This is a genomic window from Kitasatospora sp. NPDC041917 (genome assembly GCF_055589745.1).
In genome coordinates this window covers 173,077-186,071 of the sequence record NZ_JBVJBI010000013.1, presented here as the reverse complement: position 1 = coordinate 186,071, position 12,995 = coordinate 173,077, and the positions used below count along the sequence as shown (strand labels likewise).

Annotated in this window: 9 protein-coding genes and 1 other RNA gene; 8 read left to right on the top strand and 2 right to left on the bottom strand. The window is 73.8% G+C overall.

What is annotated here, in order from left to right; genetic code table 11:
• Positions 1-567: 567 nt before the first annotated feature.
• Complete coding sequence (locus ACZ6EM_RS18670) at positions 568-3,405, bottom strand: FtsK/SpoIIIE domain-containing protein (protein ID WP_452178240.1); 2,838 nt, start codon at positions 3,403-3,405, stop codon at positions 568-570.
• 379 nt (positions 3,406-3,784) lie between these two features.
• Here ACZ6EM_RS18670 and ACZ6EM_RS18665 point away from each other — a divergent pair, with 379 nt between their 5' ends.
• The 3 genes from ACZ6EM_RS18665 to prfB all read left to right on the top strand — a co-directional run bounded on the left by ACZ6EM_RS18665 (position 3,785) and on the right by prfB (position 8,383).
• Entirely contained in the window at positions 3,785-5,698 is a 1,914-nt protein-coding gene (locus ACZ6EM_RS18665) for a serine/threonine-protein kinase (protein ID WP_465772779.1), read from the top strand.
• Between the two features lie 225 nt (positions 5,699-5,923).
• Positions 5,924-7,177, top strand: coding sequence for a serine/threonine-protein kinase (locus tag ACZ6EM_RS18660; protein WP_401044321.1), 1,254 nt, complete (start codon positions 5,924-5,926; stop codon positions 7,175-7,177).
• A gap of 93 nt (positions 7,178-7,270) precedes the next feature.
• Positions 7,271-8,383 carry a peptide chain release factor 2 gene (gene prfB / locus ACZ6EM_RS18655; protein ID WP_359904258.1) on the top strand — a complete coding sequence of 371 codons (1,113 nt, stop codon included), beginning with the start codon at positions 7,271-7,273 and terminating at the stop codon, positions 8,381-8,383.
• Between the two features lie 67 nt (positions 8,384-8,450).
• On the opposite strand, the gene ACZ6EM_RS18650 is transcribed toward prfB, so the two are convergent.
• The gene (locus ACZ6EM_RS18650) at positions 8,451-8,645 is read right to left on the bottom strand and encodes a hypothetical protein (RefSeq protein ID WP_359904255.1); all 195 of its coding nucleotides are present in this window, start codon (positions 8,643-8,645) and stop codon (positions 8,451-8,453) included.
• 351 nt (positions 8,646-8,996) lie between these two features.
• Here ACZ6EM_RS18650 and ftsE point away from each other — a divergent pair, with 351 nt between their 5' ends.
• From ftsE to ssrA, 5 genes are all read left to right on the top strand, one after another.
• Positions 8,997-9,686 (top strand): cell division ATP-binding protein FtsE, encoded by a 690-nt coding sequence (gene ftsE, locus ACZ6EM_RS18645; protein WP_030059730.1) that lies wholly within the window; start codon positions 8,997-8,999, stop codon positions 9,684-9,686.
• Between the two features lie 78 nt (positions 9,687-9,764).
• Positions 9,765-10,676 carry a permease-like cell division protein FtsX gene (gene ftsX / locus ACZ6EM_RS18640; protein WP_401044318.1) on the top strand — a complete coding sequence of 304 codons (912 nt, stop codon included), beginning with the start codon at positions 9,765-9,767 and terminating at the stop codon, positions 10,674-10,676.
• A gap of 112 nt (positions 10,677-10,788) precedes the next feature.
• The gene (locus tag ACZ6EM_RS18635) at positions 10,789-11,925 is read left to right on the top strand and encodes a S41 family peptidase (protein WP_465772778.1); all 1,137 of its coding nucleotides are present in this window, start codon (positions 10,789-10,791) and stop codon (positions 11,923-11,925) included.
• A 44-nt stretch (positions 11,926-11,969) separates the two neighbouring features.
• Positions 11,970-12,446: an SsrA-binding protein SmpB gene (smpB, locus tag ACZ6EM_RS18630; RefSeq protein WP_359904247.1), complete on the top strand. Its 477-nt coding sequence runs from the start codon at positions 11,970-11,972 to the stop codon at positions 12,444-12,446.
• Positions 12,447-12,532: 86 nt separating this feature from the next.
• Positions 12,533-12,914: a transfer-messenger RNA gene (gene ssrA / locus ACZ6EM_RS18625) on the top strand.
• Positions 12,915-12,995 lie beyond the last annotated feature (81 nt).

Genomic DNA, 12,995 nt, shown 5'->3' with positions numbered 1-12,995 from the left:
GGCCGACTTCCTACGCAGGAGCCCGGCGCCGCTTCGGCAAGGCCGAAGCGGCGCCGGAGGGTGAGATGAAGCGAGTGCTGTGCTTGGCGGTGGTTTCGGCGGCCCCGGCCAAGCTTGGCCGGGGCCGCCGTTGCTCTTGCGGTTCCTGGAAGGGGCGGGAGGGTGGGGTGCTCCCTTCTCTCCCTCTTTTTTCTTTGGGCGGGCCCGCGTCGGGGGACGCGGGCCCGCCCAACTTCTTTGATCGGTCACCGGACCTGTTGCCGCTGTTCCGGCTTGTCTCTCTCGGCCGGGCCGCCTGGACCTTGTTGCCCCGGCGGGGAGGGGCGGGTGGGCGACCTGTGTTGAGGAGCATGGCGGTTTTGGCTCTCTCCGCACAGGAAGTCGGTCAGGCCGACTTCCTGTGCGGGGAGTGGTGGCGTAGCCGTTGCCGCTTCGGCCAAACCGAAGCGGCAACGGGCTGTGAGGCGAAGTGAATGGGTTCGGTGGCCCCGGTGGACTTTGGCCGGGGCCACCGGTTGCGCAGGAAGTCGGCCGGGCCGACTTCCTGCGCAGAACGAGGCAGGGCCGTCAGCGGGCGGCGGCGCGCTGGAGGGCGCTGGCGAGGAGGGCGAGGTCGGTGGGCCCGTTGCCGAGCTCGCGGACCGGGCGGCGGGCAGGCGGGGCGCCGAGCTGGAGCGGGTCTATGGCGACGACGGTGGGCCGCAGGGTGGCGGTGCGTGGGATGCGGCCGCTGATCCGGGCGGTCTGGAAGGCGGTGACGCCGCCGTCCGGGAGGCGGAGGTAGCCGCGGCCGGGGGTGTCCTCGGGCAGGGCCGCCGCGTCGCCGAGGTGGATCAGCAGGTCGGAGTCGGCCGGGTCGTCGGTGCGCAGGGCGATCCGGAGCAGCGCGGCCTCGTCCACCTCGGTGCCGGCGCTCTCCTCCGGGCGGCCGGTGGCGACGGCGAGGTGCACGCCGAGCGGTCCGCCGCGGCGGGCGACGGCGGCCAGCGCGCGGGTGAGCGGGCGGCCGGCGGCGGAGGTGGGGGAGAGCAGCGCGTCGTAGTCGTCGACGACGACGACCAGCCGGGCGGGCGCGGCGGCGGGCCCGGTCGGGCGGGGGCCCTCCGCGCTGCGTGGCGGGATGATCCGGGGCGTGGTGGCCGCGCCGCCGCCGACGGCGGCGGGCACCGGGACCCTGGGGTGCTCCGCGTGCGCCTCCCGCCCGTCCAGGCCCTGCTCGTCGAGGATCCGTGCGGCGTGCCAGGAGGCGAAGTCCAGCCCGTCGAACAGCCGCTCCCGCAGGGCGAGTTCGTCCTCCAGTGCCTCGGCGGCGAGCAGTGCGGCGCGCGGGTCGGCGGCGGCGTTCACCCGGCCGGTGACGTGCGGCAGGTCGGTGCAGCCGTCGAGGCCGTCCTGGCCGTCCGGGGTGGCCCGGCCCTCGATGATCGTGACGGTCAGCCGCTCGGGTCGTTCGGAGACGGCGAGCGAGGCGACCAGGGTGCGCAGCAGCTCGGTCTTGCCGGAGCCGCGGGCGCCGCCGATCAGCAGGTGCGGGCCGCCCGGGTCGGGGGAGGGGAGGGTGAGTTCGGGGTCGGCCAGGTCGAGGGTGCAGAGCTCGTCGCGGGTGGTGCCGAGCAGGGCGGTGGCGGCGCCGATGCCGCCGGCGTGCGCCTCCCAGCGGGCGGACAGCTTGGCCGGGGTGACGGTGTCGAGCTGGAGCAGGTCGAGCAGCCGCAGCACGTCGGGCAGCGGGCCGCGGGCGGCCGGGACGGCCTCGCGCAGCGGGGCGAGGACGCGGGCCAGCCGTTCGGCCCAGGCGTCCGAGACGGCGTCCAGCGACACCTCGTGGAGGGCTTCCCGGCCGCGGGCGACCGGGCGGTTCAGCGAGAGCTGGGTGCCGACCTCGCCGGTGATCAGGGCGGTGGCGCCGAGGCCCCGGGGGAGCAGTTCGGGCTGCTCGGCGAGGCAGATCGGGAAGATGCCGACCGCCGGGCCCTGGCGCAGCAGCAGGTCGAGTGCCTGGCGGGCGGCTTCGGTGGCCGGTCGGCCGTCCACCACGACCACGGTCGCGGGGTGGCCGCCGAGGCCGCTGGGGCCGCTGAGCCGGGCGGTGAGCTCGGTCAGCCGGGCGGTGGCCTGTTCGTCGTCGAGGCCGATCAGCAGTCGGCAGTCCTGGCCGTCGACCGGGCGCAGGTGGGGCAGCCACAGGGCCCAGGCCCAGGTGTCGGCGCGCTCCTCGGCGGTGCGGGCCTGGTCGGCGTCGACCACGACCAGGCTCAGCCCGGTCGGCGGGTGCAGCGCGGCGAGCTGGGCGACGACGGCGCGGGTGAGCGCGTCCAGGCGCTCGCGCGGGCCGCTGAGGCCGAGGCTGCCGGCGGTCTGGAGGTCGAGGGTGACCGGGACGGCGGGCAGCGTGGTGCCGGGTGTGGTGCCGGGGCCGCCGGGGCGGTCGGCGGTGCCCAGGCGCAGGGTGAGCGCGTCGGGGTGGCCGGGGCCGCGTTCCCAGAGGCGGGGGCCGGGGCCGACGGCGTTGAGCAGCAGGGTGGCGAGGTCGGGCCAGCGCTCGCGCTGGGCGGCGGTCTGGCGCAGCCGCACCGCGGCGTGGTGGCGCTCGGCGCTCTCCTGGCCGGGCGGCTCGGCGGTGCGGCCGGGCAGCAGGGAGAACAGGCCGCGGCCGCGGCCGGGGGCCGGTTCGGGGGCGGTGGGCGGCTCGACCACGGGCGGCGCGGGCCGGGCCGGGCCGGGGGCGGCGAGCTGGAGGTGGCCGTTGCCGTCCGGCAGGGCGGCGCGGGCGGTGCCGGCGGCCTCGGCCGGGGCGGGGGCGGTCACCTGGAGGGTGGACTCGCCGATCCGCAGCACGGCGCCGGGCTCCAGCGGGACGGCGGCCTCCGGCGGGCCGGGCGGGACGAGCCGGCCGTCCAGCGTGGTGCCGTTGGTGGAGCCGAGGTCGCGCGCGGAGACCCGGCCGTCCTCGGCGAGGTGCAGGGAGAGGTGGAGCCGGGAGACGTCCGGGTCGTCGAGCGGGACGTCGGCCTCGGCGGAGCGGCCGACCCGGATCTCCCGGCCGTGCAGCCGGTGCACGCCGCCGGCGTCGGGGCCGCCGACCACGCGCAGCTCGGCGGCGGCGGGGGCGTCGTCGGGGTCGTCGGCGGTCGGGTCGGGCTCGTTCAGGCTGAGGACGGCGCCGTCGAGCAGCGGGGGGTGGCCGAGCAGGGTGTGCTCGTCGACCCGGTGCGCCCCGGCGTACAGGTGCACGTGGGTGGCGGCCCGCGGCCCGCGCACGCCCACGGCGCCGGCGAGCGCACCCGCGATGGCGCCGAGTGCGGTGCCGACGGGCGCGGTGACCAGCACGTCCACGTAGGGGATGGCGGAGCCGGCGGCGGCCGGGCCGCTGCGCGGTCGGAGGACGGTCAGCCGGATCTGCATCTCGCCCGCGGGTCCCTTCTGCTGATGTGAACCTGGTACCGCTGCCCGGTGCCGTGGGCACCGTTGGGCCACACGAGTGGCGAGTGTCCATCCTGCCATCCGTCGAGGACGGTCCGCGCACCGTACCGGATTTGACGATCTTGCGATCGGCACCGTGACGGGGCGACGGGGAGTCAGGGCCGACGGCCTCCTCGCGGGGTGCCCGGGACCTTCCCTAGGGGATGTCCCCCAACCCTTCCCCAGACCGTACGGATGGCCTACCGGCCACCCCGAAAACCCGAACCGGCACCGTTAGAGTGGCCGCAGACACGGGCCCGGCAGGCTCACCGCACCGGCGGAGGAGCGCCCCGCGCGGGCGGCACGGCGAGGAGTGCGACAGGTGCGGCCAGTCGGCAGCAAATATCTGCTGGAGGAGACCCTCGGACGGGGTGCGACCGGGACCGTCTGGCGCGGCGTGGTGCGCGAGGACGCCCAGGTGCCGGGCTGCGCGCCCGGGCAGCGGGTGGCGATCAAGGTGCTGCGCGAGGAGCTGGCCGCCGACCCCGACGTGGTGATGCGTTTCCTGCGCGAGCGCTCGCTGCTGCTGCGGCTGACCCACCCCAACATCGTCCGGGTCCGGGACCTGGTCGTCGAGGGCGAGCTGCTGGCCCTGGTGATGGACCTGGTGGAGGGCCCCGACCTGGCCCGCTACCTGCGCGCCAACGGCCCGTTCAGCCCGATCGCCGGCGCCCTGCTGATGGCCCAGGTCGCGGACGCGCTGGCGGCCAGCCACGCGGACGGGATCGTTCACCGCGACCTCAAGCCGGCCAACGTGCTGCTCGCCTCCACCGTGGTGGACGGCGCCGAGCGGATGCACCCGCTGCTGACCGACTTCGGCATCGCCCGGCTCGCCGACTCCCCGGGCGTCACCCGCACCCACGAGTTCGTCGGCACCCCCGCCTACGTCGCGCCGGAGTCCGCCGAGGGCCGCCCGCAGACCTCCGCGGTGGACGTGTACGGCGCCGGGATCATGCTGTACGAGCTGGTCACCGGCCGGCAGCCGTTCCAGGGGGACAGCGCGCTCGCCGTGCTCCAGGCCCACCTGGCCCACGAGCCGCAGCGGCCCAGCACCATGCCCGAGCCGCTCTGGATGGTGATCGAGCGCTGCCTGCGCAAGGACCCGGCCCAGCGGCCCGGCGCCACCTCGCTGGCCCACGCGCTGCGAGTGGTCGCGGCCGGCGTCGGGGTGCACGCCTCCCCGCCGGCGGTGGACGAGGCACTGGCGGTCGGTGCCCTGCTGCTGCCGGACCCGCAGCCGACCGCGGTCCCCACCACGATGTCGCCGATGTCGCCGATGTCGCCGATGGCGACGATGCCGGGCGCCGTGGCCCCGGGCACCGAGGACCGCACCCAGGTGCTGCCGCCGACCCCGGGCGGGTCGTTCGACCCGGCCGCGGCGACCCGGGTGATGGGCACCCAGCCGCCGCCGGCGCCCCCGCAGGGCGCCACGGACCGGACGCGGGTGATGCCGCCCGTCGCGGTGCCGCCGCCCCCGCCCGTCGCACCGCCGCAGGAGGAGACGCCGCACCCGTGGCAGACCCAGCTGCGCGCGGCGCGGGACCGCAACCAGCAGACCCAGGTCGGCTACTTCGGTCCGGAGGACTACGAGGGCCACTCGGAGCCGCAGGTCGCCCCGCCGCCCTACCAGGCCGGCCAGGGGGGCCACGCCGGCCAGGGGCACCGGCCGGGCCAGGGCGCCCCGGGCGGCCCCGCCGGGCCGCAGCAGCCCGGCGGCTACCGCCAGTCCCCGCCCCCGCCCGGCTACGCCCAGCGTCCTCCGGTGGCCCCGCCGCCCTACCAGGCGGGCCGGGGCGGCCAGGCCGGTCAGGGGGGCCAGCGGGGCCAGGGAGGCCAGGGCGGCCGTCCGCAGCCGCCCGGTGGCTACCGGCAGGCCCCGTCCGGGTACGGGCAGTCGCAGGGCGGCTACCCGCCGCCGCCCGCGCCCGCCCCGGTGGCGCGCCGGGCCGAGCCGCCCGCGCCGCAGTACCGGGAGGCACCGCCGCAGCGCCGCGAGGAGCCGCCGGCACCGGCCCGCCGCGAGCCCGCGCCGGCCCGTGAGCCGCGTCCGCGCAGCCGCAACCGGATGTACATTCCGGGGCTCGGCTGCCTCAAGGGCTGTCTGATGGTGCTGCTGGTGCTCGCCGTGGCGGGGCTGGCGCTGTGGAACTTCACGCCGCTGCCGCAGTACTGGGACAACGTCGTGGGCTGGTTCGACTCGGCGCGCGACTGGGTGAACGGCCTCGTCGGCAGCTAGCGCCGCCGCGGGCCGGGTCCGGAGCCGATCCGGGCCCCGGCCCGCCCGGGGCGGCAATTTTGACGCTATGTCGACAATTCGCGAGATTTCTCGGCCGGGACTCCCGCTCCGGGCCCCTCGGGCGGCCCGCGCAGGGCCTCCGGGCGCGTAGGTTGGTCGCTGTTGTCCCGCCCCACCGAGCGCGCCGGACCCCCGGAGCGCTCCCGCGCCGCCCACGGAGCAGCATTGGCACGCAAGATCGGCAGCCGGTACACCGTCCACCAGGTGATCGGCCGGGGTTCGGCCGGCACGGTCTGGCTCGGTGAGGGGCCCGACGGCCCGGTGGCGGTCAAGCTGCTGCGCGAGGACCTCGCCGCCGACCAGGTGCTGGTCGGCCGCTTCGTCCAGGAGCGCACCGCGCTGACCAGCCTCGACCACCCCCGGGTGGTCGGCGTGCGCGACATGGTGGTGGACGGCAGCGACCTCGCCCTGGTGATGGAGCTGGTCCAGGGCACCGACCTGCGCTCCCGGCTGGAGCGGGACGGCGCGCTGCCGCCGCAGACCGCCGCCTCGATCATCGCCGACGTCGCCGACGGCCTGGCCGCCGCGCACGCGGCCGGCATCGTCCACCGCGACGTCAAGCCCGAGAACGTCCTGCTCGACCTCGCCGCAGCCCCCGGCCCGGGCGGCGCCCCGCGCGCCAAGCTCACCGACTTCGGCGTGGCCCGCCTGGTCGACGCCCCGCGCCGGACCCGGGCCACCCGGATCATCGGCACCCCCGACTACCTCGCCCCCGAGATCATCGAGGGCCTGGAGCCGCGCGCCGCCGTCGACATCTACGCCCTCGCCACCGTGCTGTACGAGCTGCTGGCCGGCTTCACCCCCTTCGGCGGCGGCCACACCGGCGCGGTGCTGCGCCGGCACGTCACCGAGCAGGTGCCGCCGATCCCCGGCCTGCCGGACGGGCTGTGGCGGATCATCTCCGAGTGCCTGGCCAAGGCCCCGGCCTCCCGGCTGCGCGCCGCCGAGCTGGCCTCCCGGCTGCGTGAGCAGCTGCCCTCGCTGGCCGGCCTGCCGGTGCTCGCCGTGCCCGGCCAGGGCCGCGCCCCGGTCGAGGAGCAGCTGACCCCCGGCGAGGCCGTCTACGCCGAGATCGACGCCGGCCCCGGCATCCACAAGCGCCGCCGCGGTCCGGCCGTCCCGCTGGTGCCGGGCGCCGCCCCGGACTCCACCCGGGACACCCACACCAGCCTGCGCCGCCCGTCCGCCGACGAGCTGGCCGCCTACGCGCTGGAGTCCCGCGCCCAGCGCGCCGCCCCGGGCCACCGCCGGGACCGCCAGGCCCTGCTGCGCCGCCGCCGGCTGCTGGCCGTCCTGATCGCCACCGTCCTGCTGCTGGCGGGCGCCGCCGCGGCCTGGACGGCGTTCGCGGCCACCGTCCCGGACGGCGGCCACCCGACCCGTCCGGCGGTGTCGGGCACCGGTCCGCGGGCCCCGTAGCCGGAGCCGCCGGCGCGGCCGTGACGGTGGCCGTGACCCCCGGGGAGCCGGGGGTGTCGTCATGACCACTCCCGGAACCATTACCCTGGGGGCGTGGCAGCCGTCGATCCTTCCGAAGAGCTCAAGAACCTCGATACGACCATGGGGTCGATCGAGGCCGTCCTCGACCTGGACAAGATCCGGGCCGACATCGCGGTCCTGGAGGAGGAGGCAGCCGCCCCCACCCTGTGGGACGACGTCGCGAACGCGCAGAAGGTGACCAGCCGGCTCTCCTTCCTCCAGGGCGAACTGCGCCGGGTCGAGGGCCTGCGCAGCCGCATCGACGATCTGGGCGTGCTGTTCGAGCTCGCCGAGGCCGAGGACGACGCGGACACCCGCGCCGAGGCCGAGACCGAACTCGTCTCCCTCCAGAAGGCCGTCGAGGAACTGGAGGTCCGCACCCTCCTGTCCGGCGAGTACGACGCCCGCGAGGCGCTGATCAACATCCGTGCCGAGGCCGGTGGCGTGGACGCCGCCGACTTCGCCGAGCAGCTCATGCGCATGTACCTGCGCTGGGCCGAGCGGCACGGGTACCCCACCGAGGTGTACGACACCTCGTACGCCGAAGAGGCCGGCATCAAGTCCGCGACCTTCACCGTGAAGGCGCCGTACGCCTACGGCACCCTCTCGGTCGAGCAGGGCACCCACCGCCTGGTGCGGATCTCGCCGTTCGACAACCAGGGCCGCCGGCAGACCTCCTTCGCCGGCGTCGAGGTCCTCCCGGTCGTCGAGCAGTCCGACCACGTCGACATCGACGAGGGCGAGCTGCGGGTGGACGTCTACCGCGCCTCCGGCCCCGGCGGCCAGGGCGTCAACACCACCGACTCGGCGGTGCGCATCACGCACATCCCGACCGGCATCGTGGTCTCCTGCCAGAACGAGCGCTCGCAGATCCAGAACAAGGCGTCCGCGATGAACGTCCTCCAGGCCAAGCTGCTGGAGCGGCGCCGCCAGGAGGAGAAGGCGGCGATGGACGCGCTCAAGGACAGCGGCAGCTCCTGGGGCAACCAGATGCGCTCCTACGTGCTGCACCCGTACCAGATGGTGAAGGACGTCCGCACCGCGTACGAGGCCGGCAACCCGCAGGCCGTGCTGGACGGCGACATCGACGGCTTCATCGAGGCCGGGATCCGCTGGCGCAAGCAGCGCGAGACCAGCGCCGAGTAACGGCCGACATCGACGAAGGGCCCCGACCGCAGCGGTCGGGGCCCTTCGTCGTACGCGTCGTGGGTCGTCAGGCCAGTGCCTGCCGGGCGATCAGCGCCACCGCGAGCAGTCCGGCCAGCAGGGCCAGCAGCATCGCGGGGGAGAGCGCGGCGAACGGGCTCTGCTGCTCCTGAAGCCGGGCCCGGTTGGCCCGGCACACCGGGCAACGCCCGTCGCTGACGCGGCCGTTGCAGTTGGCGCACACCAGATGGTCGCAGGTCATGCGATCTCCTCCTCGCTGCTACAGCCAACGCACCGGACGGGGCTTTGGTTCCCTGCACTGCCCTGTACGGGGGAGCGGCCGTGACACGGTCGCCCACCTCCACTCTGCCAGGTTCCGGCAGTTCCGGCTTCCGGGCTGTGAGATGCCTCGCAATATTCGGGGCATAAGCGGACATTCTCCCGCAGAGTCCGGCCGTTGTCACGGGCGGTCCCTGCGGGCCGGGCGCCGATTCGCGTATGGTCCCAGACCGGGAGCAGCCCACCGCGCTCCTTTCGCCCGCCCATGGACCGGGCCTCCGGGGCGGACCGACCGAGGACTGGCGCCGCCTAGGATGGCCTCCGTGATGCAGCCGTGATCAGATTCGACAACGTCTCCAAGACCTATCCCAAGCAGAACCGTCCCGCCCTGGACAACGTCTCGCTGGAGATCGAGAAGGGTGAGTTCGTCTTCCTGGTCGGCTCGTCCGGCTCGGGAAAGTCCACCTTCCTGCGCCTGTGCCTGCGCGAGGAGCGTCCCAGCACGGGCGCGGTGCACGTACTGGGCAAGGACCTCGGCAAGCTGTCCAACTGGAAGGTGCCGCACATGCGCCGCCAGCTGGGCACGGTCTTCCAGGACTTCCGCCTGCTGCCGAACAAGACGGTCGCGCAGAACGTCGCCTTCGCCCTGGAGGTGATCGGCAAGCCCAAGAGCGCCATCAACAAGGTGGTGCCCGAGGTGCTGGAGCTGGTCGGCCTCGGCGGCAAGGAGGACCGGATGCCGGGCGAGCTGTCCGGTGGTGAGCAGCAGCGCGTGGCCATCGCCCGCGCCTTCGTGAACCGTCCGATGCTGCTCATCGCGGACGAGCCCACCGGCAACCTCGACCCGCAGAACTCGGTCGGCATCATGAAGCTGCTCGACCGCATCAACCGCACCGGCACCACGGTGCTGATGGCCACCCACGACCAGGCCATCGTCGACCAGATGCGCAAGCGCGTCATCGAACTCGACAAGGGGCTGCTCGTCCGCGACCAGGCCCGCGGCGTCTACGGATACCAGCACTGACCGACCAGCGCTGACCCGTGGGGCCGCCGGCCCGACCCGCCAGACCAGAGCAGTACCGACCCTGGAGTTGTTTCCCGCATGCGTGCCCAGTTCGTCCTGTCGGAGATCGGTGTGGGTCTCCGACGCAACCTGACCATGACCATCGCGGTCGTGGTCAGCGTCGCGCTCTCCCTCGCCCTCGCCGGTTCCTCGCTCCTGGTCCGCGACCAGGTGAACTCCATGAAGGGGTACTGGTACGACAAGGTCGAGGTGAGCATCTACTTCTGCACGAAGGCGGACGCCCGTAACTCGCCCCAGTGCGACAAGGGCGCGGCCACCGACCAGCAGGTCCAGGACATCAAGGACCAGCTGGACAAGATGAGCTCGGTGGTCCAGTCGTCCACCTACGAGAGCTCGCCCGAGGCGTACAAGCACTGGAAGGAGATGAACCCGGACAACCCGCTCATCTCCGTCCTGGGTCCGGACGCCATGCCGCAGTCCTGGCGGGTCAAGCTCAACGACCCGACCAAGTACGACGTGATCCAGAGCGCCTTCGCCGGCAAGCCCGGCGTCAAGTCGGTCGAGGACCAGCGGAAGATCCTGGAGAACCTGTTCGGCCTGCTCAACGGCCTCCAGACGGCGGCCTTCGTGATCATGGTGCTGATGCTGTTCGTCGCCCTGCTGCTGATCGTCAACACCGTCCGGGTGTCGGCGTACAGCCGGCGGCGCGAAACCGGGATCATGCGCCTGGTCGGTGCCTCGAACTTCTACGTCCAGATGCCCTTCATCGCCGAGGCGGCCTTCTCGGCGCTGCTGGGTGCGGCGATGGCCTCCGGACTGCTGATCGGCGGGCACTTCTTCGTCCAGAACTGGCTGGCCGACCGGGTGCAGTTCATCCACTTCATCGGGCTCGGCTCGGTGCTCGCGGTGATACCGCTGCTGATCGTGGTGGGTATGGGCATGGCCGGCGTCGCGGCCTTCTTCACCCTGCGCAAGTACCTCAAGGTCTGATTCCCGCAGGCCCGACGGCCCCGTACGGCACTGCGCCGTACGGGGCCGTCGGCGTTCCGCGGTCCACCGTTGCGGTTCGTCCCGCGCGCGGCGGTGTCTACACTCCGGTGCCATGCTGCAAACTCCGCGCAGGGCCCGCCAGGTGACCGTGCTCAGCCTGGTGTTCGGCGCCGTGCTGCTGGCCGGCGCGGCCACCGGCGCCTGGGGCGACCCGGGCGACCCGCCGCACCGGTCCTCCGCCGACACCGCCCGGGCCACCGGCGGGCTCCCGGCGGACCCGGCCGGCGCCACCCTGTCGGAGCAGCAGGCCGAGCACCTGCTGGCGGCCGGCGGCGACCGCTGGGGCGCGTACTACAGCGCCCAGGAGTACGCGGAGTTCAGCCAGGGCCTGGACGGCCGCTACCCGGGCGTCGGCCTCTCGGTCGGCCGCGGCCAGGACGGCGTCACCGAGGTCTCCCAGGTCGCCCCCGGCGGCCCGGCCGCCGCGGCCGGGATCGCCCCCGGCGACCGGCTCGTGCGGATCGGTCAGGACCAGGCCGACCACCTGCCGGTCACCGAGGTGGTCGCGCGGCTGCGCGGCCGGGGCGAGGAGCGCCGGGCCGGCTCCGAGGTCACCCTGGCGGTCCGGCGCGGCGGGGCGGAGGAGCGCGAACTGCGGCTGCGGCGCGTGCTTCTGGACAGTCGGCAGGTCACCGCGGAGCAGCTCGGCAAGGGCGTGCTGCGGGTGACCGTGCGCGCCTTCACGAGCGGCGTGGCCGACCAGGTGCGCGCCGCCCTGCGCGCCCCGCACACCGGCGTGGTGCTCGATCTGCGCGGCAACTCCGGCGGGTTGGTCGACGAGGCGGCCGGCACCGCCGGGATCTTCCTGGACGGCGGAACGGTCGGCTCGTACCAGGAGCGCGGCGAGACCAGGGAGTTGACCGCCCCGCCCGGCGGCGACCAGCGCACCCCGCTGGTGCTGCTGGTGGACGGCGGCACGATGAGCGCCGCCGAACTGCTCGCCGGGGCCCTCCAGGACCGCAGCCGCGCCGTGGTGGTGGGCTCGCGGACCTTCGGCAAGGGCACCGTCCAGCAGCCCAGCCGGCTCGCCGACGGCGCCGTGCTGGAGCTGACCGTCGGCCGCTACTACACCCCGGCCGGACGCTCCCCGGACGGTACCGGCCTGACCCCCGACGTCCCGGCCGGTTCGGGCGAGGAGGCCGACGAACTCGCCCTGCGGGTCCTCGCGGGGCTCGGCACCCGTGCCTAAAGCAGCTGCCCCATCCGGTCCCGAAGTGCGAGAATGACCGGGTTATGGCAAAGGAAACCGGACAGAAGCTGATCGCGCAGAACAAGAAGGCGCGACACGAGTACACGATCCTCGACACCTACGAGTGCGGCCTGGTGCTCACCGGCACCGAGGTCAAGTCGCTGCGCGAGGGGCGGGCCAACCTGGTCGACGGCTACGCGTACATCCAGAACCACGAGGCGTGGATCGACAACGTCTTCATCCCCGAGTACACCCAGGGGACGTGGACCAACCACGCGGCCCGGCGCAAGCGCAAGCTGCTGCTGCACAGGATGGAGATCCAGAAGATCGAGACCAAGGTCCGCGACGCGGGCCACACCCTGGTCCCGCTCTCGCTGTACTTCAAGGACGGCCGGGTGAAGCTCGAACTGGCCCTCGCGGTCGGCAAGAAGCTCTACGACAAGCGTCAGACGCTCCGCGAGAAGCAGGACACCCGCGAGACGGCACGCGCCGTGGCGGCGGCCCGGCGGCGCCAGAGTTAATCGGCTGGACCCCCGCTGGTCGCCTCGCGTAGTATGGCGCCAGCAACAAGGACGGTCACCGTCCGCGCTGTTTCTCAACAAAACATGGGGATGATCGGTTTCGACAGGGGATGTTGAAACAGGGGAAGCGAGCCGAGGAACGCGGCAATGATCTCGTTAACCACGTGTCGCAAAAAAATAATCGCCAACTCTAAGCGCGATTCCCAGCAGTTCGCTCTCGCTGCCTAATAAGCACCGATAGCGCTTGGGTGTCAGACCGGGGAGTTCCCGACCCGGACCCTGGCATAATCTAGGGAACTCAACCGTCCGCCCGGGCTGCGAGGGCGGATGGGAAATCAAACAGCAGCTGGGCCTGTTGGCGGCTTGTCCGTGTGACCGCCAGGGCCGAGAAAAGCACAGCGGACTGCGCTCGGAGAAGCCCTGAATTAACTCCACTGGACCCGGGTTCGATTCCCGGCATCTCCACCACCCCATGTTGACTCGAAGGGCCGCCCTCCGCTCCGCGGAGGGCGGCCCTTCGATTTTTGTACGTTCCGGAGCAGCGCGGCC